At 66.7% G+C, this 26,110-nt stretch carries 21 protein-coding genes and 1 tRNA gene; 12 read left to right on the plus strand and 10 right to left on the minus strand.

What is annotated here, in order from left to right; translation table 11 throughout:
• Positions 1 to 48: 48 nt before the first annotated feature.
• From hutH to ACP696_RS19200, 5 genes are all read right to left on the minus strand, one after another.
• Positions 49 to 1,584 carry a histidine ammonia-lyase gene (gene hutH, locus ACP696_RS19180; RefSeq protein ID WP_426014094.1) on the minus strand — a complete coding sequence of 512 codons (1,536 nt, stop codon included), beginning with the start codon at positions 1,582 to 1,584 and terminating at the stop codon, positions 49 to 51.
• Positions 1,585 to 1,594: 10 nt separating this feature from the next.
• Positions 1,595 to 1,780: a hypothetical protein gene (locus tag ACP696_RS19185; RefSeq protein WP_426014092.1), complete on the minus strand. Its 186-nt coding sequence runs from the start codon at positions 1,778 to 1,780 to the stop codon at positions 1,595 to 1,597.
• A 44-nt stretch (positions 1,781 to 1,824) separates the two neighbouring features.
• On the minus strand, positions 1,825 to 2,586 hold the full coding sequence (locus tag ACP696_RS19190; RefSeq protein ID WP_426014090.1) for an SDR family NAD(P)-dependent oxidoreductase: 762 nt from the start codon (positions 2,584 to 2,586) through the stop codon (positions 1,825 to 1,827).
• 93 nt (positions 2,587 to 2,679) lie between these two features.
• Positions 2,680 to 4,305 carry an alpha-L-fucosidase gene (locus tag ACP696_RS19195; RefSeq protein WP_426014088.1) on the minus strand — a complete coding sequence of 542 codons (1,626 nt, stop codon included), beginning with the start codon at positions 4,303 to 4,305 and terminating at the stop codon, positions 2,680 to 2,682.
• A gap of 8 nt (positions 4,306 to 4,313) precedes the next feature.
• Positions 4,314 to 6,545 carry an exo-alpha-sialidase gene (locus tag ACP696_RS19200; RefSeq protein ID WP_426014086.1) on the minus strand — a complete coding sequence of 744 codons (2,232 nt, stop codon included), beginning with the start codon at positions 6,543 to 6,545 and terminating at the stop codon, positions 4,314 to 4,316.
• Positions 6,546 to 6,695: 150 nt separating this feature from the next.
• On the opposite strand from ACP696_RS19200, the gene ACP696_RS19205 reads away from it, so the two are divergent.
• The gene (locus ACP696_RS19205; protein WP_426014084.1) at positions 6,696 to 9,170 is read left to right on the plus strand and encodes a glycoside hydrolase family 3 N-terminal domain-containing protein; all 2,475 of its coding nucleotides are present in this window, start codon (positions 6,696 to 6,698) and stop codon (positions 9,168 to 9,170) included.
• Between the two features lie 108 nt (positions 9,171 to 9,278).
• On the opposite strand, the gene ACP696_RS19210 is transcribed toward ACP696_RS19205, so the two are convergent.
• A complete protein-coding gene (locus ACP696_RS19210) occupies positions 9,279 to 10,190 on the minus strand; it encodes a M23 family metallopeptidase (RefSeq protein ID WP_426014082.1) in 912 nt (303 codons plus the stop codon).
• 4 nt (positions 10,191 to 10,194) lie between these two features.
• Positions 10,195 to 10,902, minus strand: a complete 708-nt coding sequence (locus ACP696_RS19215) for a hypothetical protein (protein ID WP_426014080.1) — start codon at positions 10,900 to 10,902, stop codon at positions 10,195 to 10,197.
• Positions 10,903 to 11,113: 211 nt separating this feature from the next.
• Here ACP696_RS19215 and panD point away from each other — a divergent pair, with 211 nt between their 5' ends.
• Both panD and ACP696_RS19225 read left to right on the plus strand, forming a co-directional pair.
• Entirely contained in the window at positions 11,114 to 11,470 is a 357-nt protein-coding gene (gene panD, locus ACP696_RS19220) for an aspartate 1-decarboxylase (RefSeq protein ID WP_426014078.1), read from the plus strand.
• Between the two features lie 2 nt (positions 11,471 to 11,472).
• On the plus strand, positions 11,473 to 11,952 hold the full coding sequence (locus ACP696_RS19225; protein ID WP_426032041.1) for a hypothetical protein: 480 nt from the start codon (positions 11,473 to 11,475) through the stop codon (positions 11,950 to 11,952).
• A 179-nt stretch (positions 11,953 to 12,131) separates the two neighbouring features.
• Here ACP696_RS19225 and ACP696_RS19230 read toward each other — a convergent pair whose 3' ends face one another.
• On the minus strand, positions 12,132 to 12,869 hold the full coding sequence (locus ACP696_RS19230; protein WP_426044183.1) for an SIMPL domain-containing protein: 738 nt from the start codon (positions 12,867 to 12,869) through the stop codon (positions 12,132 to 12,134).
• 186 nt (positions 12,870 to 13,055) lie between these two features.
• Between ACP696_RS19230 and ACP696_RS19235 the strand changes: the two genes are divergently transcribed.
• Both ACP696_RS19235 and ACP696_RS19240 read left to right on the plus strand, forming a co-directional pair.
• Positions 13,056 to 13,131: transfer RNA gene (locus ACP696_RS19235), tRNA-Ile, on the plus strand.
• Between the two features lie 120 nt (positions 13,132 to 13,251).
• Positions 13,252 to 14,862, plus strand: coding sequence for a DUF6538 domain-containing protein (locus ACP696_RS19240; RefSeq protein ID WP_426044184.1), 1,611 nt, complete (start codon positions 13,252 to 13,254; stop codon positions 14,860 to 14,862).
• A gap of 84 nt (positions 14,863 to 14,946) precedes the next feature.
• On the opposite strand, the gene ACP696_RS19245 is transcribed toward ACP696_RS19240, so the two are convergent.
• On the minus strand, positions 14,947 to 15,426 hold the full coding sequence (locus ACP696_RS19245) for a hypothetical protein (RefSeq protein WP_426014073.1): 480 nt from the start codon (positions 15,424 to 15,426) through the stop codon (positions 14,947 to 14,949).
• A gap of 64 nt (positions 15,427 to 15,490) precedes the next feature.
• On the opposite strand from ACP696_RS19245, the gene ACP696_RS19250 reads away from it, so the two are divergent.
• The 7 genes from ACP696_RS19250 to ACP696_RS19280 all read left to right on the plus strand — a co-directional run bounded on the left by ACP696_RS19250 (position 15,491) and on the right by ACP696_RS19280 (position 25,025).
• Positions 15,491 to 15,868: a BRO-N domain-containing protein gene (locus tag ACP696_RS19250; RefSeq protein ID WP_426044185.1), complete on the plus strand. Its 378-nt coding sequence runs from the start codon at positions 15,491 to 15,493 to the stop codon at positions 15,866 to 15,868.
• Positions 15,808 to 16,206 (plus strand): BRO-N domain-containing protein, encoded by a 399-nt coding sequence (locus tag ACP696_RS19255; RefSeq protein ID WP_426014069.1) that lies wholly within the window; start codon positions 15,808 to 15,810, stop codon positions 16,204 to 16,206. Before ACP696_RS19250 ends, ACP696_RS19255 begins: the two co-directional genes overlap by 61 nt.
• 846 nt (positions 16,207 to 17,052) lie before the next feature.
• The gene (locus ACP696_RS19260) at positions 17,053 to 17,757 is read left to right on the plus strand and encodes a recombinase family protein (protein ID WP_426014067.1); all 705 of its coding nucleotides are present in this window, start codon (positions 17,053 to 17,055) and stop codon (positions 17,755 to 17,757) included.
• Between the two features lie 639 nt (positions 17,758 to 18,396).
• The gene (locus ACP696_RS19265; RefSeq protein ID WP_426014065.1) at positions 18,397 to 18,774 is read left to right on the plus strand and encodes a hypothetical protein; all 378 of its coding nucleotides are present in this window, start codon (positions 18,397 to 18,399) and stop codon (positions 18,772 to 18,774) included.
• A 77-nt stretch (positions 18,775 to 18,851) separates the two neighbouring features.
• A complete protein-coding gene (locus ACP696_RS19270) occupies positions 18,852 to 19,193 on the plus strand; it encodes a hypothetical protein (RefSeq protein ID WP_426014063.1) in 342 nt (113 codons plus the stop codon).
• 151 nt (positions 19,194 to 19,344) lie between these two features.
• Entirely contained in the window at positions 19,345 to 23,448 is a 4,104-nt protein-coding gene (locus ACP696_RS19275; protein ID WP_426014061.1) for a hypothetical protein, read from the plus strand.
• A 578-nt stretch (positions 23,449 to 24,026) separates the two neighbouring features.
• The gene (locus ACP696_RS19280; RefSeq protein WP_426014059.1) at positions 24,027 to 25,025 is read left to right on the plus strand and encodes a DNA cytosine methyltransferase; all 999 of its coding nucleotides are present in this window, start codon (positions 24,027 to 24,029) and stop codon (positions 25,023 to 25,025) included.
• Here ACP696_RS19280 and ACP696_RS19285 read toward each other — a convergent pair.
• A complete protein-coding gene (locus tag ACP696_RS19285; RefSeq protein ID WP_426014058.1) occupies positions 24,999 to 26,045 on the minus strand; it encodes a hypothetical protein in 1,047 nt (348 codons plus the stop codon). The two genes, ACP696_RS19280 and ACP696_RS19285, sit on opposite strands and share 27 nt — an antisense overlap.
• Positions 26,046 to 26,110 lie beyond the last annotated feature (65 nt).

Here is a 26,110-nt window from a genome sequence, read left to right on the forward strand (position 1 = left end):
TTCGGAAGTGTCGGGAATGACACCCAGTCGCCGAAGACATCTGGCGCTCTAGACTCCTACCCCCGGCAGTCCGATCGCAGACACCGCCGCGACCAGCGCTCCAGACCGCACCAGGGCGTTGGCCGCCTCCATGTCCGGGTGGAAGTGCCGATCGTCGTCCAGGTAAGGCACCTGGGCGCGCAACAAACCGCGGACGGCTTCCAGCGCCGGGCTCGAGGTCAGCGGCGCGTGGAAGTCGCAGCCTTGCACGGCGGCCAGCAGTTCGATGCCGATCACGGCTTCGGCCGCCTCGACCATGGCCAGGACGCGCCGGGCGCCGTGGGCGGCCATCGAGACGTGATCCTCCTGGTTGGCCGAGGTGGGGATCGAATCGACGCTGGCCGGATAGGCCTTCTGCTTGTTCTCCGACACCAAGGCGGCGGCCGTGACCTGCGGGATCATGAAGCCTGAATTCAAACCCGGCTTGGGCGTCAGGAAGGCGGGCAGGCCCGAGCAGGCGGGGTCGACCAGCATGGCGATGCGCCGCTCGGCGATCGAGCCGATCTCGCAGACGGCCAGGGCGATGATGTCGGCGGCGAAGGCCACGGGCTCGGCATGGAAATTGCCGCCCGACAGCGCCTCGTCGGTGTCGGGAAAGATCAGCGGATTGTCTGACACGCCGTTGGCCTCGGTGGCCAGGGTCACGGCGGCCTGGCGAAGGATGTCCAAAGCCGCCCCCATCACTTGCGGCTGGCAGCGCAGGCAGTAGGGGTCCTGCACGCGGGTGTCGCCCTCGCGGTGCGAATCGCGGATCGCCGAGCCGGCCATTAGGTCGCGCAGGGCGGCGGCGGTCTCGATCTGTCCGGGTTGGCGGCGCAGGGCGTGAATGCGCGGGTCGAAGGGGGTGTCCGAACCCTTGGCGGCTTCGGTCGACAGGGCGCCGGTGACCAGGGCGGATTGGTACAGACGCTCGGCGTCGAACAGAGCGGCCAGGGCGTTGGCGGTCGAGAACTGGGTGCCGTTCAGCAGGGCCAGGCCCTCCTTGGGACCCAGGGTCAAGGGCGTCAGCCCCGCTTGGGCCAGGGCCTGCGCGGCGGGCAGGCGGCGGTCGCCCACGACGATCTCCCCGACCCCGATCATGGCTGCGGCCATGTGGGCCAGCGGCGCCAGGTCACCCGAGGCGCCGACCGAACCCTGGCAAGGCACGACGGGGGTCAGGCCCTCGATCAGCAGGGCCTCCAGCAGGTCGGTCGTCGCGGGCCGCACGCCTGAGGCGCCTTGCGCGAGATTAGCCAGCTTCAGGGCCATCATCAGGCGGACCACCGGAACCGGAGAGGGCGCGCCCGTGCCGGCGGCGTGGGACAGCACGATGTTGCGCTGCAGGGTCTCGAGATCAGCGTCGCCGATCCGCACGCTGGCCAGCTTCCCAAAGCCGGTATTGACGCCGTAGACCGGCTCGCCCTTGGCCAGGATCCGCTCGACGGCGGCGGCGCTCCGCGCGATCACCGGCGCCGCGCCCGGATGCAGCCGCGCGGCGGCCCCGCGATAGACGGCCTTCCACTCGGCGAGGGCGACCTCGCCGGGGTTCAAGACGACGTCGGTCACGCGCTTGAGCCTACCGGGCGCTCAGGTCGGCATAGGCGGCGTCGATGGCTTCATCGCGACTGGTCGGATGCTTGGCCAGGCGGTCCTTGGCGGCTTCGGCCACGGCCTCGGCGCGGGCGGGCGTCAGCTTGGCCAGGTAGCGGTGGGCCTTCAGCTTTTGGTCGACGGTGACGCCGCGCTTGATCGTGTCGGTCATGAAAGCCTCCTTGAATGAGGCGCTGGTCTACAGCCTTGGGACGCCTAAAGGAACTGTCCGTCGTCCACCGTGAATTCCGATCCCGTCACCGCGCGCGCGGCGTCGGAGCAAAGGTAGAGCGCCAGGGCTTCCAGGTCGGAGGTCTCCAGCAACCGCCGGCGCGGAAACCCGGCCATCAGCTTCTGGCCGCCTTCGCTGTCGAACCAGTCGGCGTTGATCTCGGTCCTGATGTAGCCAGGACATAGGACATTGACGTTGATCCCCTTGCGAGCCCACTCGCGGGCCAGGCTCTTGCCCATGTGGGCGACTGCCGCCTTTGAGGTGACATAGGCGGTCAGGCCGGGCAGCACATGGCGCGCGCCGATCGAGGCGACCAGCAGGATGCGCCCGCGCTGGCTTGAGGGGCTGCCGGCCTTGATCATCCGCCGAGCACCTTCGCGGGCGGTCAGGAAGGCCCCGCGGGTATTGACGGCCTGGACCCTGTCGAAGTCGTCGATGCTGATGTCGAGCGCCGAGCCATGGAGGCTGATGCCGGCGTTGGCGATCACCGATTCCGGCGGCCCGAACGCGGCTTCTATCGCGTCATAGCCGGCGATGACTGCGGCCTCGTCCTCGACATCCATGGCGAAGGCCTGGGCGGTCCCGCCGTCGGCGGTGATCTGGGCGACCAGCTCGGCCAGCTTGTCGACGCGGCGGGCGGCGGCCGCGACCCTGGCCCCGGCTCTGGCGGCGGCGCGGGCAAGGTCGGCGCCGATGCCCGACGAGGCGCCGGTGATCAGGATCGTGCGGCCGGCGAGGGTGGTCATGGCGTTTCCTTTTTACGGCAGTCTGGAAGGCTGCCGTAAAGGGCGTCAATGGCCACTGGCGATAAGGTCCTCCCCCACGGGGTGGAGGACCTTTTAAGCCAATCCCGGCCCCGAGATCTTCAGCACCGGCGTGAAGGCCGGCCGTGCGCTGGGCAGCGTGACCCACAAACCTTCGCCGTCTCGCACGAACGGCAGCGGATCGCCGCCGCCCAGCAACTCCACCCGCCGCACCTCGCCGGCGCTGGTCGGACCGGACGTCGCCAGGCTCTCGATTACCAGCTCGCCCGTCGGCCAGGCCATCGGCATCGCGTAGAGCTCGCCGGCCCTGGTCGTGAACCGGATGTCGGCCGCCTCGAACGGCTTGGCGTCGCCTTCGTTCTGCATGCCTTCGACCAGCTTGGTTGGGCCCTCGCCGAAGATCCGCCAGGGCCGCGAGGCGTAGATGGCCGGGCCGTTGACGGCGATCCAGCTAGCCATGCCTTCCAGCACCTTCTCTTCCTTGTCGTCGATCGTGCCGTCGCCGCGCTGGGGGATGGAGACCATCAGGCAGCCGTTCTTGCTGACCACGTCGATCAGCCGCTGGATCACGTCCTGGGCGCTCTTGTAGCCGTCGCGATCGTAGAGGCTGCGGTCATAGTGCCAACTTCCGATACAGGTGTCGGTCTGCCATGGCTCGGGCCGAAGGCGGTCGGAAAAGCCGCGCTCGACGTCCTCGACGATGCCCCGGCGCTGCAGCGGGCTCAGCTTCTTGCCGGTCACCACGACGTCGCTCGCACCATGCCAGGCGCGAGCCTGATTGTAATAATGGGCCGTCGCCGACAGCCCGGCCCAGCCCAGCGGCAGGGTATAGTTGTCGAAATAGACCAGGTCGGGCCGATAGCGATCGACCAGGTCGTTCTGCCGGGCCAGCCAGTTCCGGACAAAGCCGGGATTGTTTGGCGGCGGGGTCTCGATCCATTCGCCGTCGTGGGCGTCATGCCAGGCGTTGGCGGCCTTGATGCTGTCCATCCCATCGGGGATCAGCATGTTGCGGCCAGTGTAGAGCTCCTGTGGGTCGAGGCCCTGCCACCACTGGCCCTTGCCATCGGCCTTGGTCAGGCGGAAGGCGTCGTAGCGTTGGCCCTCCAGCGGACCCTCGGCGTCATAGCCATAGGCGGTCTGCCACCAGTGCCAGGCATGGGCCGAATGGTTGGAGACGCCGAACCGCATGCCGTGGGCGCGGGCGACCTTCTCCCAGGTCCCGACGATGTCGCGGCCCGGCCCCACGCGGGTGGCGTTCCAGGCGTGGTGGCGGCTGGCGAACATGTCGAAATTGTCGTGATGGTTGGCCATCGACATGAAGTAGCGGGCCCCGGCGGCCTGGTACTTCTTCATCAGGCCATCAGGATCCCAGCGCTCGGCCTTCCAGCGGCCGATCAACTCCATGAAGCCGAATTTGGTGGGGTGACCGTAGGTCCTGACGTGGTGTTCGTAGAACGGATTGCCCTGGATATACATCTGGCGGCCGTACCAGTCGCCGTACTCCGGCACGCATTGCGGACCCCAGTGCGACCAGATGCCCAGCTTGGCGTCGCGGAACCAGTCGGGGGTCTCGTAACGCTCGGCCAGCGATTCCCAGCTGGGTTGGAAGCCGCCCTTCGCGCCCGCGAGGGCGGGGCCGGCCGAGGCGGCCAGGCCGGCGGCGCCGAGGTTCAAAAGGTCGCGGCGGTTGACAGTCATGGCGATCCTCAGTGTGAAGCCGGCGACGGATCGCCATAGACGACGCCCCGGCCATGGACGCCGAGATAGACCCGGCCGAACCGCGCCGGATCGCCGGTCAGGGCCCGGACCTCGGCGAAGCCCCAGCGCTCGTCATTGAGCTTGAGCCAGGTCTTGCCGACGTCATCGGAGCGGAACACTCCTTCGGCGCCCTCGACCTTGCCCCAGATGAACACCGCCGGGTGGGCCTGGCCCGGCGCGGCCTTGCCGAAGCCGACCAGGCCGGCGTCATTGACGCCCGCCAGGCGCTTGAAGCTGTCGCCGCCGTTTGTGGAGCGCATCAGGCCCTGGCGGGTCGGCAACCAGACCTCGCCCTCGATGCCAGGAACGGCCTTGAGCGGCGCGCCGTCGGGCAGGTCGCGGGAGACGACCTTGAAAGCCTCGCCGCCGTCGGTGCTGGCCAGCACCGCGCCGTGGGCGGCGTCATAGACGTAGAACCGCAGAGGGTTCACGCGATCGGAGGCCGGGGTGAAGTTGGGCTGGTCACCGGCCGTGACGCCTTGGACCGGCCGCCAGGTCCTGCCCTGATCGCTGGAGACGTAGGGGCCAGCCTTGCGCATGGCCCAGACCATCCGCGTCCCGTCGGCCGACAGGGCGATGCGGCCGGTCTCCTTGCTCGCGTCGCGCGGCGGGGCGCTTGCGAAAGCCTTCCAGCTCTTGCCTCCGTCGGTCGAGCGGAAGCCGCCGGTCGGGGTCGGGTCGCTGGTTCGCACCATCACGTCGGGCGAGAGGGCGGCGTAGTCGAGGCCGCGATTGGTGCCGCCATTGGGCTCGAAATAGCGGCTGGCCGCAACGGCGGTCAGGTCGTCGTGACGGAAACCGCCGATGTCGCCGATCGTGCTGACCACTGGCGCACCACCTGGCGGACTGACGAGCTCCAGCGGCACGGTCTCTTCCAGACCCTCGTCGTCGAACCGCCAGTCGGTGCGGCCACTGTGATCGGCCTCGGTCAGGTTCTTCGTCCGCCACAGGCCATAGCCGGTGACATAGATCGCCTCGTCGGGATTGGTCGGGTCGATGTCGATGTCGCCGATCCAGTGGCCAAACTCCCGGCCCGGCTTGCTGGACAGGTGATCGACCCAGGTCGCGCGGCCGACATCGTGGTGGGCCTTGGCGCGCAGGGCCTTCCAGCTCTTGCCGTCATCGATGCTGCGGAACACCTCGTCGCCGACCGCCCAACGGTCGAGGGTCGAGACCACGATCACGCCGGGATGGGCCGGGTCGAGGCTCAGGCCGCCATAGCCGAAGACGTCACCGCCCTCGGGCTTGAGCGGGGTGATGTCGGTCCAGGCGCCGGTGTCGGGGTCCAGCCGCCAGACCGCGCCGTGGGTCACGCCGTTGGGGCCCAGGCCATTGCCATAGGCCACATAGGCCGCGCCCTTGGTGTCGATCGCCAGGTGATGGGGGACCAGGCCCTTGGGCTGGCCGGTCACGAGGCCCCAGGTTGAGCCGCCGTCGGTGCTGACCAGCAGGCCGCCGCCATGCTCGCTGGCCACGCCGGCATAGAGGATGGCGGTGTCGCCGGTCTTGGTTTTCAACGCCGGATCAAAGGCCACCAGGGTGACATGCAAGCCGGGAAAGGCCTCGACCCGCGCCCAGGTCGCGCCGTAGTTCCCGCTGCGATAAAGGCCATCCTTGGCGCCCAGGAACAGCACGGCGCCGTTCTGGGGATCGACCACCAGGCGCTCGCCAGTGTTGCGGCCGTCCTCGTTGCCACCGATCTTCACCGGCAGTTCGGCCTTGGTCCAGGTCGCGCCGCGATCGACGGAGGCCAACACCGCGCCGGCCCGCGCATAGGGGCCGGTATATTCGCCGGCCGCCATGTAGAGGCGGTCGGGGTCTTGTGGATCGACCGCCAAGCTGAGCGCGCCGGCAAGCTGGTTGTCGGCTCGCTTGAGGGAGTCATTCAGGGCGACCCAGGTGTTGGTCGCCCGGTCAAAGCGATAGGCTCCGCCGATGTCGGTGCGAGCATAGACCAGCCCCTTTTCGGTGGGGTGATAGACGACGCCACTGACGAAGCCGCCGCCAAGGATCTCCGCGCTGCGCCAGACGTAGGGTGTGCCGACCGGCGAGGCGGAGAGGGCGGGCGGGCCGAGGGCCAGCACACAGGCGGTCGCCGCCAGGGTGAGGATGGATTTGACCCGGCACGACGGGCGAGGTCTCCACGCACTGGCCAAAATCCAGGCTCGAAAACCACGCATTATTCCACTCCCCGGATTTTATTTGTCACACAAATTAGACCGTGTATGCATCGTCGTCGAGCTATTAGATACCGGTACCAAGATTGCCGGACCGACCTCGGCGTGCGACTGACAACGTTGTCGCATCCAATAAGAAAATGTGGGGAGTGTATGAACACCAAGGCCTTCTGCGCTGCGTTGCTGGCGACCACCCTTCTGACGGCGCCCCTTGCGAACGGCGCGTCCGCCGCCGAGGCCAAGAGCACCGCTCACCCCGCGTCTTGGCCGGCGGCCAAGAGCCAGGGCGTGGTCGATTCCCGGACCGAGGCCTTCGTTGATTCCCTGTTGGCCAAGCTGACCCTTGAGGAAAAGGTCGGCCAGATGATCCAGGGCGACATCGGTTCGGTAAAGCCGGACGACTTGAAGACCTATCCTCTCGGCTCGATCCTGGCCGGCGGCAGCTCGCCGCCGCTGGGCGCGCCCGATCGCTCGCCGATCGGCCCGTGGGTCGAATCCGTGAAAGCCTTCCGCGCCGCCGCCGAGGCCCGTGACGGCGGCACGCACATCCCGCTGATGTTCGGCATCGACTCTGTGCACGGCAACGGCAACGCGGTCGGCGCAACGCTTTTTCCGCACAACAGCGCGCTGGGCGCCACCAGGGACCCCGAGCTGATCCGCAAGATCGGCGCGGCCACCGCGCGGGAAACCGCCGCCGCCGGGTTCGACTGGGCGTTCGGCCCAACCCTGACCGTGCCGCGCGACGATCGCTGGGGCCGGGCCTATGAGGGCTATTCGGAAGATCCCGAGATCGTCCGCTCCTATGCCGGCCAGATGATCCTGGGTCTTCAGGGCGCCGTCTCTCAAGGCGGCGTGATCCAACAGGGCCACGTGGCGGCCAGCGCCAAGCACTTCCTCGGCGACGGCGGCACCCACAACGGCAAGGACCAGGGCGACACCCAGGTCTCCGAAGCCGAGCTAATTCGCCTGCACGCCCAGGGCTATATCCCGGCCATCAACGCCGGGGCTCTAACCATCATGGCGTCGTTCAACAGCTGGAACGGCGAGAAGATGCACGGCAACAAGAGCCTGCTGACCGACGTGCTGAAAGGCAAGATGGGCTTCGAGGGCTTCATCGTCGGCGACTGGAACGGCCACGGCCAGGTGGCCGGCTGCACGCCCCAAAGCTGTGCCCAGGCCGCCAATGCCGGGCTCGACATGTACATGGCGCCCGATAGCTGGAAGGCGCTGTTCGCCAACACCGTCGCCCAGGCCAAGTCGGGCGAGATCCCGATGGCGCGCATCGACGACGCCGTGCGTCGGATCCTGCGCGTGAAGGCCAAGATGGGCCTGTTCCAGCAGGCGCGTCCGCTGGAGGGCAAGGACGCTGTGATGGCCTCGGCCGAGCACAAGGCCATCGCCCGGCAGGCGGTGCGCGAGTCGCTGGTGCTGCTGAAGAACAACGGCGTGCTGCCGGTCAAGGCCTCGGCCAACATCCTGGTGGCCGGCTCGGGCGCAGACGATATCGGTCAGCAGGCCGGCGGCTGGACCCTGTCCTGGCAGGGAACGGGCAACACCAAGGCCGACTTCCCCAACGCTCAGTCGATCTATGCGGGTCTGAAGGAGACGGTCGAGGCCTCGGGCGGCTCGGCCACCCTCAGCGTCGATGGCGCCTTCGCCAAGAAACCCGATGTCGCCATCGTGGTGTTCGGCGAGACCCCCTATGCCGAGGGGGTGGGCGACATCAGGACCCTGGAATATCAACCGGGCGCCAAGACTGACCTGGCTCTGCTCAAGAAACTGAAAGCCGCCGGCGTGCCGATGGTGGCGGTGTTCCTCAGCGGCCGCCCGCTGTGGGTCAATCCCGAGATCAACGCATCGGACGCTTTCGTGGCGGCCTGGCTGCCGGGCTCTGAAGGTGGCGGGATCGCTGACGTGCTGATCGGCGACAAGGCCGGCAAGCCCCGCGCTGACTTCCACGGCAAGCTGGCCTTCAGCTGGCCGCGCAACGCCGGCCAGTTCACGCTGAACCGTGGCGACAAGGGCTATGATCCGCAGTTCGCCTATGGCTATGGCCTGACCTACCGCGACAAGGTCCGATTGGGCGCCTTGTCGGAGAAGCCCGGCTTCACCGTCGCGACCGAGAACGTCAGCAATTATTTCGTTGGCGGCAAGACGCTGGCCCCGTTCGAGTTCCGCCTGACCCCGACCACGGCGGTGCAAGTCCGGCCGATCGACGCCGGCAATGTGCAGGAAGCCGGACGCCAGCTGACCTTCTCCGGCAGCGCGCCGGCCACGGCAGCCCTAGCCGCCGACCAAGCCTTCGACCTCAGCTTCCAGGCCAATGCCGACATCGACCTGCTGGTGGATTACCGCCTGGACGCCAGGCCGACCGCGCCGGTCAGCCTGTCGATCGGCGGGGGCAGGCTGGATGTGACGCCGGTGCTGGCCGCTTCGCCGCTGGGCGAATGGAGGAGCCTGAAGATCTCGCTCAAGTGCTTCCAGGCGGCGGGGACCGACGTGACCAAGGTCACCACGCCGTTCGCCCTGTCGACGGCGGGCGCCATGGCGGTGTCGTTGCAGAGCGTCAAGCTGACGACCGATCCAGCCGGCGCGGTGTGCCCGGCCAAGGCTGACGTTCAAAACTAGAGCATCGCGCCCCCGGGGAAAGCCCCCGCGATTCACCGTTGGAGCGCGATACTCCAGGTTCGATTCTAATTCCGCTCATCCCGGCCTTCGCCGGGTTGAGCGGAGATTTTAAGAACAGCTCCCCCCATTCAGCTTCCGCTGATAGGCCTCGGCCAGGCTCATATACGGCGGCAGGAAGGTGTGCAGCACCACGGCCTTGCCGTCCGTCGTCACGCCCGACACCCCCGCCCGCATCTCGAAATGCAGGTGGATCGTCGTGGGCGTGCCGCCAAAATCGTTGGCCACCCTGCCCAACTTCTGGCCAGCCACCACGGTGTCGCCTTCCTTCACCGCCAGGGCCGCCATCTGCATGTGCAGGTAGCGATAGGTGCGGTGCGGCGCGGCCGAGGAGACCAACGTGACGCTGTAGCTGCCGATATCGGTGACCACGCCCTTCTCGGCGGCCACGGTCCAGTGCAGGTTCTTCTTGCAGGAGCCCGGACGGATGTCCTGGCCCTGGTGCCCCGTGCCGCCGCCAGCGCACAACGGATTGTCGCGCGAGCGGGCCTCGCAGAAGGTGTCGCGCCACGGCAGGCTGTAATTGACCGTGTCGCATTGGGCGGTGCCGCCCGGACCCATGCCGCCGCCGTGGCCGTAGACCTGGGAATTGGCGAAGGCGGCGTCCTGCAGCGGCCAGCACATGGCCGGCGCCCAGACCGTGCGGTCCAGATAGCCGTGGCCCTGTCCAGCCGGGATCGCGCCCGGCGCGCCATGGTCGAAGGTGGCGGGCGAGGGGGACGGGGGGGTGTCGGGCTGAACCGGCGGACCGGGCGCGGGCGGGATAGGCTCGCTGGGCGTCTGCTCGGCGCCGCCGTCGCTGGGCGCGTCCTCGGGCGTCGGGGCGCTCGGCTCGGGCGAGGCCGGGGTCTTGACCTCGCCGGCCAACGGCGCGGGGGGCTTGGTCTTGTCGTCGCAAGCGCTCAGCGCCAGGGCGGCCATCAAGGCCAGGGGCGCGAGCGCCAACAAGGAAGACTTGCGCATGGTCTTACCCCCCCAGGCCGGCGGCGGCGCGGGCGGCGGCGCCCATCACCACGGCGGTGGTCTTGGCCGCCAGGCCCATCACGTAGTTGTCGTCGGCGCAGCGCGGGTCGGTGGGGGCGTCGCAGCGCACCTCGACGGTGTAGAGCACGCCGTAGCGCACGAAGCTGACCAACTGGCCGTCGACCGTGCGCTGCACCGTCGCGCCCTCGGGGCCCATCGGCGTGATCTTCAGCGGCGTGCCGGCCGGCAGCGGAACCACCGTGGTCGTGCCGCTGAGCGATATCCCGACGCCCGGCGCGTCGGCGGTGATGGTGTAGTAGTCGCCGAACGAATAGATCCGCGCCCCGGCCGTCAGGTCGGTGTCGGTAGGCAGCAGGATGGGCACGCGGGTGGCGTCCACGGCCGCCTGGTTGAGGTTGGGAGCCAGCTTCTCGGCGATGCCGGTGCTCTGGCGCAGGCCGCCGACCGCCGCCTGCCAGTCCACCTGACCGCCGCGCTGTTGACGGGCGGCGAGGGCGGCCGCGCGGCGCGCGGCGATCTGTTCGGGGGTGGCCCCCCGGGTTGGAGCGGCCGCTCCAGCCGCGGTTGGCGCCGTGGTCGGGGCGGCGCCAGGGATCGGCCTGCCCGCAGCGTCGCGTGTCTGAGACAGCGCGCCGCTCAGCGCGCCCGCCGCCAGGATCGCTCCCAGCGCCAAACCGGTTACAAGTCGCATGAGAGCCCCCTCGCATCACGTCGTTCTTCCAACCATAGGGCGCCAAAGCGCGGCTGTTAACCTGTGTTCGCCGCCCAAGCGAAGGCGAGACGATATCGGGCCGCGATTGAATGGGCTGGGCTTCGTGTCTATATGGCTGACTGATCACGGGTCATGTGTGTGGCGATCCGGAAAATCAAAAGCTGTTTCAAACCCATAGGGTGATTTCGCCATGCTGTTGACGATGATGAAGGCCAAGCTTCACCGCGCCACCGTCACCCAGGCCGACCTCGATTACGAAGGCTCGATCGCCATCGACACCGACCTGCTGGAGGCCGCCGGCATCCTGCCCAACGAACAGGTCGATGTGCTCAACATCACCACCGGCGCCCGCTTCACCACCTACGCCATCGCCGCGCCGCGCGGCTCCAAGGTGATCGGCGTCAATGGCGCCGCCGCCCGGCTGGTGCAGAAGAATGACACGGTGATCGTGGTGACCTACTGCCAGATGCCGGCGGAAGAGGCCCGAAACTACGCCCCCACCGTCGTGCTGCTGGAAGCCGGCAACCACATCAAGCAGGCCGCCTGAGCGTGCGGGGCGTCGTCGCCGTCGCCCTGGCGGGCCTGACGCTCTGCAGCCTGTCCTTGGCCGCTTGCGCGCCGAAGCTGCCGAAGGGCGTCGATGACGCCAATCTGACCCTGGCCGTGGGGCGAGCGATCGGTGGACCCAACACCTGCGTCGAGATCGCGAACGACAAGGGCCAGCGGGTCTGGCGCGGCGGCGGCTATATCGGCTGCGCACGTCCGCTGCCGGCCTGTGACGGAACCACCACCACGGCCGACGCCGCCCTCAAGGCGGCCGTGGGCAAGCCCGCCCACTTCGCCAGCTGCCCGAGCGGCAGCGACGTCCCTGGCGCCACCGTCGGCTGGGCCATGGGCCCGGTCCCGACCGGCGCCGGCCAGCCGGACCGTCACCTCACCTATGTAGCGATGATGGAAGGCGACCGCGCCCTGCCGGGCGTCGAGATCCAGGACCGTGTGGAGCACGCCTTCAAGAAGGCGGGGCTGTAGTCTTTTTCCTTCTCCCCTTGCGGGAGAAGGTGTCAGCGAAGCTGACGGATGAGGGGTCTCTCAAACGAGAACCGCCGCGACCGGCCTTTCGGCTGATCGCGGCGGCACGGTCTTTCGACCTCTCACCCGACCTCGCTCCGCGAGGCCACCCTCTCCCGCAAGGGGAGAGGGATCGCCTCTTACTTCGCCAGCTCATATGTCGCCGACACGTCCACCCGCACCTTCAACTCGCCGGCCGCGACCGGGGTGCTGTCGGCCATTTCGCGCTTGGCCATGGCGTATATCGGCATTGGCGGGGCGGGCGTATAGCCGCCGCCTTCGCCCAGTGTGACCAGGCGCATGATCTTGTAGCCCGTGGCCCGGGCATAGAGGTCGGCCTTGGCCTGCAGGGCCTTGACCGCGTCGACCCGCGCCGCGTCCTCGGCGGCCTGGGGGTTCTGCAGCCCAAAGCCGATGCCGCCCACCGTGGTGGCCCCGGCGCCGACCGTGGCGTCCACCGTCGATCCCAGCTTGGCCAGGTCGCGCACCTGCACGGTCACTTGGTTGCTGGCCTGGTAGCCGGTCAGCTTGGGCGGCAGGTTCTGCTCGTAGACATATTGCGGATTGACGTTGAGGCCCGAGGTCTGGATGTCGCGCTCGGCGATGCCGGCCTTCTTCAGGGCGGCGCTCACCTTGGTCATCTGGGTCGCGTTGGCGCTGAGCGCCCCTGCGGCGGTGGGCGCGTCGGTCTGGACGCCCAGCGAAATGGTCGCCATGTCGGGCGCGACCTTTGTCTCGCCGAAGGCCGACAGGCTGAAGGTGGTGGCGCGGAACGCCGCGTCCTCGGCATGGGCCGGCAGGGCGACGGCGGTGAGCAGGGCGCCGGCCAGGGCGCTGGCCAAGACGCTGGCGGGTGCGAGGCTCGCGGCGCGGGACATCAGGGTCGTCATTTTGGTTCTCTCCATGCGGGCACGCCAGGGCGCCGCGACCGTTAACGTCCTATCCCACGATCACGACGAGCATGGCCAGAGGAGGGCGGCGCGCGACGGATGACAGCCTGAACCTGAACCGGACCTTTAAGCGCCGTTCGGCTCATGCTAATCGACCCGTCCTCCTGCCTATGGGGGCCTGTAGCTCAATGGTTAGAGCCGACCGCTCATAACGGTCTGGTTGGGGGTTCGAGTCCCTCCAGGCCTACCACCGCCCATCTAAGGCGTTGTTTCTGCTGGAAGACTAGGTAATTCAAGGACTTGTATTTCGCCCGTGACGCACAAAACTGTATCACAACGGGGCGACGAGACTTTGCCAAAGCCACAGTATGTGAACCGCCGAGGAGCCGTTTACTGGTTCCGCCGCCGGGTGCCCGACGACATCGTCAAGATCGTTGGGAAAGCGTTCTGGAACGAGAGTCTGGGGATAAAGGACATCAGGGAGGCGGGTCGCCTTGCTCGTGTCCGGGGTGTCCAGACGGACCAAGAGATCGCGGACGCCCGTAGGCGGCTTGCGGGCGAGACTGCTCCCCCCTTGTCGGTCCCTGAAGCGCAGGCGCTGGCGAAGCGGGAACTTGCCGACTGGATGGCGACTGATGCCGAGGCTCGCCTCATGGCCGGACGGTCCGCCTCGGAGAACGTGGACCTCGTGCTGGAGTTTGTGGAGCCGGAAGCCCGTGAGGCGCTGGCGTCGGGCGACTGGCAGCCAAGGGCAGTGCAGGCCGCTGAGGTTCTCGCGAAGGCGGGCCGCTGGTATCCCGAGGGCGACCCGAGCGTCCGCCTGATGGCAGGCGCGTTGCTCGCCGCCCAGGTCGAATGGCTGGACCTGTTGAGGGAGCGTCAGGCGGGTAGGGTGGTCGAGGTAGGTGCCCCCGGCATCCCCGCTGCTCAGAGCGCGGCGGTCAAAAGCGGGGGCGTGACCCTAGGTAAGCTGATCGACGACTATCGGCGTGAGCGGGAGGCCCTGCATGGGCTGGAGTCCACCGCTCGGAAGTACGACCACATCTTCAAGGCGCTTGAGGAGTGTTTAGGGCGCGGCCGAGACATCGAGACGATCACGCGGGCCGACTGCCGCAACCTTCGTGACCTGCTGCGGCGGGTTCCTGTTCATATGACCAAGCGCTACCCGAAGCTGTCCATGGTCGAGGCCGCCGCTGCCGGTGAACGGGATAAGGTGAGCGTCCTCGCCCCCAACACCGTGACCACATACCTGCAGCACCTCGCGGCCATCTTCAATTGGGCGGTGAAGGAGGACTTGATCGGCAAGAGCCCTGCCGCTGATCTGGTTAAGAAGGGCAGGGCCAACGTCAAGCGCCGGGGCTTTACCTCGGACGAACTGCGGAAGGTTTTTGCCGGTCTGCCTGACGAGAAGACCGAGCGGCCCAGCCGCTACTGGGTCACGGCACTCGCCGCCTACTCAGGTGCGCGGGCTGGGGAACTCTGTCAGCTTGCGCCCCAAGACGTGAGGGTGATCGGCGGCGTGACCTGTCTCGACCTCTCGGAGTTCGATGCTGACGGTAAGCGGGCAGGGGCCAAGCGGCTGAAGACGTCAGCGAGCGAGCGCGTCATACCTGTCCATCCCGAGGTCTTGGCTGCGGGCTTTTTGGACTTCGTCGAGGCTGCCCGCGCGGCGCGGCAGGAGCGCCTCTTCCCGGAGCTTAGGCCGGGCAAGGGGGGCGAGTACTCCCATGATCTCAGCAGGTGGTTCGGGCGACACATGGACCGCATTGGGCTGTCGGAACCGTCGCTAGTCTTTCACAGCTTCCGGCACGGCTTCAAAGACGCCTGCCGCCTCGCCGGGGTAGGCGATGAGACATCCGACGCGCTAGGAGGCTGGACGACGAAGGGCATTTCCACGAGGTACGGGAAGCGCGACATGGTGGAGGTGCTGCACCGCGAGTTGGTCAAGGTGGCCTTAGGGGACTTCAGGCTGCCGAGGTAGGGCAAGGCTTGTGGCGCTACTAGGCATGCAGCGCGCCAGACCCGGTGGGCTGCGGTGGCAAGGCGGCAGGCGTCTCGCCGGGCCTCACGGCGCAGCGCAGTTTTCCACGGACTTGGAGCCGGTAACTCCGGCGGCGTAGGACGCGCAGGGATTGAGGTCGGCAACCCAGCCGACTGCCCGTGTGCCCACCCAGTGCGCTCCAGAAGCGACCAAGCTCACGGTTACGACGGTAATCACAGTCGAGCCAATTTTACGACCTGTTGAGGTTGCCGTGTCCGTCCAAATCGGCGGAAGTGCGTTCAGGAGCCCGAGGTACAGAAACGGAGAGATCACGCAGAGGAACAGAAACGGGCCAAAGCATAGGAACACCCCAATGATCCCGCCGACCGCCCAGGATGCTTTGAACCCCACGATGATGAGCGTCAGTGCACCGACCACCGAAACGACGACGCAGTAGACCAGCCAGAAGAACAAGGGCACCGTGAGGACCGAAGCCAGCCCCATCCGAAAGTACGTGCGAAGCCCGGCTGTCTGTTCGCTTCTATGCGCTGCAAGTTCGGTCATGAGTGGTCCCCGATGCGCGGATAGCGCCACTGCCGGGTAGGCACCAGTTGCACGGGTGTTGCAAGTGCCTAGCCCTTTTAGAACTGGGGGTTTAGCGCCTCGCCCTGACCTGATTGCTGGAGTTGTACTGCCGTTCCAGCCTCCTGCACCGGATCACCCCGCCCAAACCCCCACCATCTTCACCTTCGCGCCAACCGGACGCGACGAGCCGGTCAACATCAGGACCACCATGATCAACGGTGAGCCGTGGTTCGTGGCGGCTGACGTCTGCCGAGCGCTCGGTATCTATCAGACCACCAAGGGGCAGGCCTCCGCGATCATGCAGCGGCTCGAAGACGACGAGTTCCGAACTCTGCTGCTTTTATCCCCCACCCACGGTGGGTGGGTAAGGAAGTCCGCCGCTCGATGCTCGTGCTCGCCGAGTCCGGCCTCTACGCCTTGATCAACCGCTCGGACAAACCCGAGGCCAAGGTCTTCCAGCGCTGGGTGAACCGCGAGGTCCTGCCGTCCATCCGCAAGACCGGCGGCTACCTCCTCAACGAGGAGGCCCGTGAGACGGCCCACGCTGACACGCGGGAAGCCATGCCGCTTCCTATGGACCTCGCCGAGGCCCTCGCTGCGTTCACGACGGCGCAGCAGGAGACGAACCGCCTGCTGGGGGAACTGTTGGCCTCTGGTGCCAAGACGGTTGCCGCCGCCTCCGCAGACCTGCCGTCCGTTCGGTGCCGCCGTTTGGCTCGATGGTTTTTAGGGTCAGAAAGCCGAGGGGGCATATGGTAGGTGCCTAGCCTTCTTTACCCCCCTACCGGGGGGCGGCCTGACAGTTCCGGGAGCCCTCCGCTCGCTTCACGCTGGATGCAGCCTCAAATGCTGGCGGGGCGCTACTATACGGCGCTTGGGCAGCGCGGCACTTCGGTCAACCTCAGCACTGCCCTGGCTGACGGCGGGTCGCGGTTCGTGGCGGCTGACGTCCGCCGGTCGCCCGGCCTTCGGCCCGATGCCCCTCCATTGGCTAGGGCGCTGCACGACCGCCACGGCGGTTGCTCCTGCCCAAGCGCGTAGGTGGGCGCACAAGCAAAAGGACCAGATGGGTTGTCCATCTGGTCCTTCGGTTGCTCTAGCCAGCTACCCGGTCCTCGGCGCTAGCGCGCCGGGGGCCGCGTCAGAATTCTACAGCGGTGACGCGCAGCTTCAACAGGAATCGAGCCTATCCCCGCTGGGTATGGTTCGTTCTGAAAGCTTGGAGCTGTACCCTGAACGCAGCCGCTGAGGCCTGTATCCATGCAGCGTCATCGAGCCCGACTAGCTCGTCATCGACGGTGCCAGTGGAAACGGACGGGGCGTCGCTACCGGCTTGGGCAGCGACGCGCGTCAAGTGAGCAATGTTCAAGGGAGAACTCCGTAAGACGCGGCGGGTGTTCGCCGGTGAAGCTTCTCTGAGTCGTCCGGCAGAGTCTGTCAACCGATTGATTATATTTAACTATCTGCGCCAGTGCGGAGGCTGCAGCGTTGCAGGCAGGCGACAGCGCGGGACTGGAGGGGGAGGTGCGGCGTCCGTCATATCGCGGTTGACACCCGACTCCATCGACCATATCGAACTGTGTAACGTCCGTTTGGAAGTTTGATATGAACACCCGCTTTGTAGCCTACTACCGAGTTTCGACCGCCCGGCAGGGGGCTTCTGGTCTTGGGCTGGCTGCCCAGCGCCGCGCCGTGGGGGAGTACCTTGAGCGGTCAGGCGGGACGCTGGTCGCCAGCTATGAAGAGGTCGAGAGCGGGAAGCGCGCCGACAGGCCCGCCCTGGCGGAAGCAATGGAGCGGTGCCGGCTGACAAACGCGCGGCTCCTCATCGCAAAGCTCGACCGCCTTTCGCGCAACGTCCACTTCCTGACCGGCTTGGAGGAGGAGGGCGTGGACTTCGTCGCCTGTGACATGCCCCAAGCCAACCGGCTGACGGTCCATATCATGGCGGCGGTGGCGCAGCAGGAGCGCGAGGCCATCTCGACGCGGACGAAGGCGGCGCTAGGTGAGATCAAGGCGCGCTTGAAAGACGGGTTGCCCTATGCGTCGAAAAAGAGCGGTCGGCCCGTCACCCGGCTGGGCAACCCTGCGGGCCTCAGCGTCTCTCGGCGCGACCTGGGTCCAGCGGCAGCGGCTGCCAAGGCTGACGCCTTCGCTGCTCGCGTCCAGCCCATCGCCACTAGGCTTCGTGCCGAGGGCCTATCGCTCGCCCATGTGGCGGCGCAGTTGGACGAGATGCATATCGACACCCCTCGCGGGAAAGGCTGGACAGCGATGGGCGTCAAACGCCTGCTCGACCGGCGGGTGTGATGGCGGCGGCAAGTTACTGATTTGTTTAGCCTATCCGGCTCCGGCTTCGTTGTCGCCAGGCACGGCGAAAAGCTGAACGAAATCAGATGGATCAATTGGTACGTCCTTTAGAGACCAAGCCAGTCCGCCCTCCGGTTTCCCTACAGTTGTTCCCCTAGGCTGTCCTACGGCTCCCCGCCGCTAGCCAAAGGCTGCCGACTGCTGGCCCACAAGGTCAGGGCAGGGAGATGCACCTCCACAGTCCATCCCCTCATGCCAGCTTCGTCGTGCTGGCCTTCTCCTGTCGAGGAGTCCCGCCCGCGCTGGCGTGTCGAGGCTGACCTTAACGAATCCCGCAGCGAAGCTTCTTCGTTGCGTCCCCTTCGCCCCTGACCTTGCCCTCTGGTCAGTTGGCGTCGTTCCCCCGGTCGCCTCTGGCGCTCCCGAAGCTCCCTGGCCCTGGCTTAGGCGACGCGACGGGGGCGACCGGGGGCTTTGTCCGAAATCACCACGCCAACCCTGTCAGACCTCGGCCCCGCTCCCTGCGGCGTTCGTTCGTCTGCCCCACTTTTTGCCCATGTGTATCGACCTGCACAGGGCGTCCCTCACCCCCTTCATCATCCATCAACGCTGCGGCCTTTTGGCCGGGGCTCCAGACCCATGAGCACCATGCAAGCCGCCACCCTACCCGACAATCGAACACCCGCCTTTTCCACGGGGAACGAGGTCTTCCTGAAGACCGTCCAGCGCCGTCGCGTTGGCGAGGCTGAAACCGCATACGCCATCGCCGACTGGTTCGCCGGTCACCCGTGGACGCTTGAAGACGCCCAATGGGTCGCGAAGGAACGCAAGTCCGTCCACCTCCACGATATGGGCGACAAGCTCGTCAACAAGGGTGTGGTCATCGCGACCCGCAACCCGCCTGCGGTGCCCGACGCCCAACCGGGGGCCAACCTCGCGCACCTGTCGGAAGCCCGCGCCGTCGCCCGCGTGGCGCTTCGGGGCGACCATGAGCGGCTTTACGGCCCTCGCCCCTAACCCTGCGCACACCGCCCCCTCATCAAGGCCCCTGTCAGCCAAGCGCTGCGGGGGCCTTCTGCATTTCAGGACCTCACATGACGAAGACCAAAACTCCCATGGCCACCCACGAAGACGATGGCTCCACCTTGCGCGTCCCCCTGGGCAACCGCCCTGGCTACTTCGCCACCATCGACGCCGCTGACCTCTCCCGCCTGCACGACTGGGGATACCGGGGCGGGTGGTTCGCCAACTCCAACGGAAATCGCCGACAGTACGTGAGGACCAGCGGCCAGCCAGGAGACCCCACGTTGGTGCAGGTGTCCCGACTGATCACCGGGGCAGGCCCTCGGCAGATCGTCCGCCACCGAGACGGCGACCGTCTGAACATGACCCGCCGGAACCTTGAGGTCATCTCGCGAGCCAGCCGCCGGGTCTAGGCCCCCAGCCAATAGCGAGGCCATCGCCACGGCCTCGTCAGGTTGGTTACGCGCGGTCGCATCCTGTTCGCCGCCCCGCTCAAACGCGCAAGCGGCTCAATAACCCCGTCATCAGAACCATTCCCACCGCTGCCCGCTAGAGGAGAGCCGCTTGGCCCATAGCCCCCAACACGTCGCCGGACGCACTAACCTTAGCAGTGATGATCAAATCGACTTCGCGACCCCTGCCCAGAACCACCCCGCCGCCGGCGGTCTCGACCTCAGTGCCGACGACGGGGTTGATTTCGGGGCCTCTGAGGCTTCCTTCGCACCCACATTCGCCGCCTCCAGCATCCCCCAGCGCAGCTACGCGCCGCCGATCGTCAACCCCACCCCCCGCAAGCCGGGCTGGGTCGAGGACATCCTGTGGCGCGGCGTGGCGGGAGGCCTGGAGCGCGCCATTACCGGCGTCGCCGAGACCGCCTTCGACGTCGTGGACGGCCTGTACGACATGCAGCGCCAGGACGACGCCACGCTCGACAAGGCGCTGTTCGCCGAGAGCGGCCAGCACACCAAGATCATGACCTTCGAGGGCGGTAAGTTCGCCTTCGTCCCCTATGACCAGGCCAAGGACCACACCGTCCGCCGCCTGCTCGACGAGCACAAGGTGTTCGACGCCCAGATACCCAAGTCCGAGGGCGGCTTCGCCAAGCTCACCCAGGCCGTCGTCGGGTTCGCCATCCCCTTCAGCAAGACCAAGCTGGCGCTGGAAGGCGCGGGCATGTTCGCTCAGTGGGGCAAGTTCGCTCCCCTGGCGGCTGACGTTGTGGCCAGCGGCGTGGCCGCGTTCAGCAGCCTGCACCCGCTCGAAGGCAACCTCGCCAATACCGCCCACGAGATGGGCATGGACCGCTCCGCCTTCGGCGAAGCGACCAAGTTCAACGGGCTGGTCGATGCGCTGAGCGTGGACAAGAACGACGACGCCATCATGGCCCGCATGAAGAACACCGCCGCCGACTTCACGACCAACCTCGCGTTCGCCGGGGGCTTCGAGACCCTCGCCAGGGGCTTCAAGCTCCTGCGGGGGTCACAGATCGTTGATGCCGCTGGCACCCTTACGGAGGCCGCTGGCAAGACGGTCGTGGCTCACGACGCCTCGGTCACCCATGCCGAAGTCAAGGCGCACGTCGCTGACCAGATCGCCGCCGAAGCTGGCCACCAAGCCGACCTCTTCCCCGAGGGTGGCCTGGGCGTTGCTCCGGCTGAGGTCCACACCGCCCGCCCTGTCGGCGACCAGATCGACAGCGTCGAGTCCATGATCCTGAACGTCGAGCGCAAAGGCGCGACGATGACCGAGGGCGAGATCACTGAGCTGGCCCAACAGTTCCTCGGGCACACTCAGTTCGAGGGTATCGAGCGGATCGGCGTCAACCCCAGCCGCCTGGACTTCGGCGAGTGGATGGCCAAGCACGCTGACCCCGAGGCCCTGCGCGGCTCCATCGACGACCTCCTGAACCGCATCTCTTCCTCGGAGGTTGGCAAGCGGCTGGCCGACGCGATGGGCTCCGCGCCCCGCACGGATGAGGCTGCTGCCTTCCTGTCGAAGATGATCGGCAGCGACGTCGCCAAGGTGATCAACACCTTCAAGGGCAAGACCCGCAACCTCGACGTCCACGTCCGCGCCGCTTCGGCCCTGGTCGGCGGCGAGGCGCGCAAGCTGATCGTCCACGGGGAAGCCCTCGGGGAAGCCATCACGCGCGGCGAGTTCACCTTCGACAACCCTGCCCACCCGGCCTACGTCGCCTTCCTCAAGCAGTTCGAGACCCTGACCACCCTCCAGGCTGCCATGCGTGGCTCCTTCTCGGAGATGGGCCGGGGCCTGCGCTCCATCCAGATGATGAACGCGGTGCGGACGTCGAAGGAAGGCGTCGAGCTGGCCAAGAGTGTGATCAAGGACCCCGCCGCCCGAGCCGCCAAGCTCAAGTCGTCCTGGGAGGAGAAGCTCCGCCAACTCGGCGATGCCTCCACCCCGGCGCAGCGCAAGGCCCTGTTCGACCAAGTCATGAAGGCCAACGGCGACCTATCAGCCGTCGCGGCTGCCATCGCCAAGCAAGAGGGCGGCTTCAAGGTGCGGGGCATCCGTGCGCTGCGCGAGACCTCCGCGAACCTGTTCAGCGTCGGCACCGCCTCGGCGACCGCCCTGGGCATGGTGACCAACCACAGCCTAGACCTGATCGCTGGCCTGGGCCACGGCCCCCTGGCTTGGCTGACCAAGCGCGACGACTTCCTGATCGCCGCCGCCGTCAACCGCGCCAAGTGGGCGACCGTCGCTCCTGCCTACGTCAACGGCCTGACCCGCGCCCTCCAAGTGGCTGGTGCCTCCCTCATCCGTGAGGTTGGACACGCTGCCGAAGGTGCTGGATCGGCTGGCCTCAAGGGCTCCATGGCTGCCGAGAAAGCGGCCAAGGACTGGGAGCGGATGATGGGCAGCGTGCCCACCCTTGCTGGCGACAAGTTCGGCCAGCACGCCAGCGGATCGGTGAGCCTCAGGTTCCACCGCGAGGCTGCCATGCGCGACCCGGCGATCTACCTGTCGGCCAGCGAGGTGGACAGCCTGATGGCCCAAGCCGACCACGGCCCGGCCTTCCTGGCTGCGTCCGCGCGGGCGACTGTCGGCCTGATCGTCAACACCTTCGGCGCGCTCACCCGCGCTGGCCGTGTGATGACCATCGAGTTCCTCGACGAGCTGACCGGCACGGCAGTCTACAGCGCCCACCGCTATGCGGAGGCCGTTGGGGTGACCACCGAGCAGGGCCTGAAGATCGGCAAGACCGGCAAGGAACTCTCCGACTACGCCCACCGCAACGCCAAGGTCCTCGTCTCCAGCACCTCGCGGGAGACTGCGGTCCACCTGCAGAACGCCATTGAGGCGGGAGGCGGTGACCCGGCGCGCATCGCGCAGTTGGCTGAGGACGTGATCCAGCGCCACGGCATCGAAGAGATCGCCCAGGCTGACGCCCGTCGCATGCTGTTCCAAGACGCTCCGACCACCAGCATCGGCAACGCAATGTCCAAGGCTGCCAAAGCAATGGACCCCGCAGGCATCATCGCGCCGTTCGTCAACACTCCGATCCGCATCCTTGAGACTGGCATCATGGACTACTCCCCCGTGGGGTTGTTCAAGAAGCAGCTTCGGGAAGACCTCCGGTCCAACGGACCCAAGGCCACCGAGGCCCTGGTCAAGATGGGCATGGGCACCTCGGTGCTGCTGATGGGCTACAACATGGCAGCCAATGGCTCCCTGGTGGGCTACGACGGCGGCTTCAAGTCGAGCAGCCGGTCCCTCCGGTCGCAATACTCCATGAAGGTGGGAGACCACTGGATCGAGTACGGCCGGATCGACCCGCTCGCGACCCTGATCGGCATTGGCGCGGACCTTTATCAGTTCGAGAAGGCTATCGAGGACTCCGACCTGTCGGGCGACCCCTCCATCGCCCACCGCTTGGCAAGCCTCGCCGACGCCGGGTGGTCCGCGATCACCACCAACATCATGTCGAAGACCTACCTCCAAGGCCTCCAGGCTGTTTCGCAGCTCGCCAAGGAAGACACCCAGGCCCAAGGCCTCCAGCAGATCGCGGGGGGCCTCCTCCAGCGGTTCGCCCCCATGGGCGGGATACAGAAGGGCATGTCCAGCGAGGCCAACGACCAGACCCTACAGACGACTGATCCGGCGGACTGGTGGGAGCAGATGAAGAACCAGTACGTCTCCTCGTACTTCTTCGCCAACGTGGCGCTCCATGAGCGTCGTGACGGCTTCATCGGCCAGCCCGTCGAGTACGACCGCGTGGCTGGCATCAAGGTGTCCAGCCGCGACGAGGACCCGCTCTACGTCGAATTGGCCCGTCTGTCGTTCCAGTTACCGAAGGTTCCAGGCTCCATCGGCGGCGTCAGGCTGACCGGCGACCAGCAGCACCGCCTATTGGTCCTGATGGGCGACACCAAGCTGGGCGACAAGACCCTGCCGGAGAGCCTCCGTGACTACGTCACCTCGCCTGAATGGTCCAGCTATACGGACTACCAGAAGGTGGAGGTCATGAAGGTTGTTAGACAGGACTACTACGACAACGCCAAGGCTATACTGGTCGAGGAGGAGCGCGGCTTGCAGATCGACGCGGCGGCCCTTCAGTTCCAGCGCGAGCTGCGGCAAGGCGGGACGCCTGACAAGGCGATCCCCGCACAGGTCCAGGCGTTTAAGGAGCAGTTGTCCAGGCAGTGAGCTTGGGCGGCGCGGCGGGAAGTGGCATGCGCGCTGCCTCCCGACTCCATCTCATTCCAACTTCATCATGCGCCCTCGTCAGCATCCCGCTGGCGGGGGTTTTTCCAAGGGATCAAGACATGCGCAAGAGCAACAACGGCGCGCCTATCAGCGTTCGTGGAGAGGGCAGGGAACTCCGAACGACATACGGTCGCTGGGCATATGACACTGCCGCAGCCGAGGTGATGGAGGACCCGAGGGTTGCCCTTGGATTGCCTGCGGTGGTCGAGACGGTCAGCGAGAAGGAGGCCGCTGTAATCCTCGGTATCGCGCCTCGGTCTCTTGCAGATCGGAGAAGGCGGGGGACGGGGCCACGGTTCGTGCTTCACATGGGCGCGGCCCGATACCACCATGAAGACATCGGACGTTGGGCAACAAGGTGAGTCGGGTTTGGGCACCCCGCCCGCATCGCGGCTCACGCCATGTCGTGGATAACGGCCTGTTAGGAAATGCGGACGAACCTCCGCGTGAAGCGTTGCGTTCTAAGCTTGTTCTGCTAGTCGTGCCGAGCTCTGTGGCGTTGATGGGAAGGGGAGGGAATGGCGTTTACGACACTCGACCTGTTCTCAGGGGCTGGCGGTTTGAGCCTTGGCCTTGAAGCCGCAGGCATTCACAGCACCCTGGCGGTCGAGATCATGCCCGACGCCGTCGCCACTTACCGCGCTACCTTCCCCCATGCAGAGGTCCACAACGGCGACATTCGCAATGTCGAGTTCGCGCGCTGGGCTGGCGTTGACGTTGTGGCCGGTGGGCCGCCCTGTCAGCCGTTCTCAATCGGCGGCCTCCGCCGTGGACGCGAGGACGTCCGAGACTTCCTGCCCGAGTTCGTTCGGGCCGTACTCGAAGTCCGCCCGCGCGCGTTCATCATGGAGAACGTGCCGGGCCTTGCCTCTTTCGGCCCGTACCTCAGAACGGTGTTAGAGCCCCTCTTCGATCTCTACGCGATCTCCGAGCCTCAGGTGCTCAACGCCGCCGACTACGGTGTCCCGCAGAGCCGCAAGCGCCTCGTGATCGTGGGCAGCGCCGAGGGCGCGCCGTTCCGCCTGCCGCCCGGCTGTCCCGAAAACCGGGTACCTGCGGGCGCGGTGCTGACCCGTGAGCCTCGTGGTGAACCGAACCCGTCAAAGATCGTCTTCGCGAAGAACCCCGACCTCCGGCCGAACCCGTATCAAGGGCACCTGTTCAACGGTGGTGGCCGGGCTGTCGAACTTGGCCGGGCGTCACCCACGATCCTCGCCGCCGCCGGGGGCAATAAGACCCACTTCCTCGACCTCGAAGACCGCATTCCGGCGTACCACCGCCACCTCAAGAACGGCGGCTCGCCCTACGTTGGTGAACTGCCGGGCGCGCGACGCCTGACTGTGATGGAGAGCGCCGCGCTCCAAAGCTTCCCCGAGCATGTGCGGTTCCTGGGGTCGCGCAGCTCCCAGTATACGCAGATCGGCAACGCGGTGCCGCCCAGGTTGGCGCAGGCTATCGGTAACGAGCTGGTGGAGCAGGTGTTGGGGCGTTCACGCCGTAAGCGCGTGGCTGCCTAGAAGCCCAACGAACTTGTTGACCCGTTCCATGTCGGGTTGGCTGTGGACCAGATGGCCGTGGAGCCGCCGAAGGGCCTCTTCGCGGCCTGGCTTCCTTAGAACGCCCACAAGCGTCCGCAGGAAGCTTCTGACGTCCATAACCGACACGTCCGTGGTCGTCCCGGTCAGCGCGTCTACTAGGCCGGTGAGGTCGTTTCCGTGAGCTAGTATGTGGACGCGGGAGAGGTCTGCTTCACGGGCGGAGATCAATGCCTGGGCGACCTTGAGTTTCCAGTTGCTGGCGGAGACCTCAAACGCTTCCTCGATCTTGTTCCCGCGCATGATTTGAACGTCGGCGGTCGCGCCGGAACTGGCGTCAGAAGCATTGATGTGCTTGGTCTTGATCGACAGGCCGCCGCCGATCCCGCCGCTTAGCCCGAACTCATCGAGCAGCGCTTCGAGGATGGCGGCGGTGGCGAACTGCTCGTATGCCCCGCCCGAGCCCTCCAGAAGCAGAGCGTCAAGGAAGCCTGATACCTTGGCGAAGGTCAGTTCACTCCGAGCGAGTGAGGGCATCGCTAGAACCGGCCGGGATGTGATCGCGGTCGCGGCGACCACGTAGGAGAATAGATCGGCACGCTCCTCTTCGGACGTGTCATTGAGCATGGACAACAGCTCGTCGTACTCACGCACGTTGCCCCGGATGAGGTTGTCGTTGTTCTTCCCGATGTTCTGGTAGGCGTCCTTAACGCTGAGAATGTGACGATACCGCGCAGCGGTACCCACCAGCTTGCCGCTGACCCTCGCACCGAACGCCGCAATGCTGTGGTCGAACTCCCCAGTCTGCTCCAGACCGAAGGCGAGCTGAATCAGGATCACGTCCCGGTAGGACGCCCCCTTCTTGACGCTCACGTCCGCCCGCTCGCGGAGCGCTTCGGGTAGGCTTTGAGCCAGCCGGGCGACGTCTGCTTGTGCCGTTTCCGGCGCGGCCAAGTAGGCGTCGAGCGCGTCAATGATCCTTGCCGCTGCGACGTGCGACATAGGGCGGGACTTGGACGACTCAGCTTTGGCCATGCGCCTATGGTGGCGCACCGCGTTGCCGGGAG

The organism is Caulobacter sp. DWR3-1-2 (genome assembly GCF_049896225.1).
Taxonomy (GTDB): domain Bacteria; phylum Pseudomonadota; class Alphaproteobacteria; order Caulobacterales; family Caulobacteraceae; genus Caulobacter.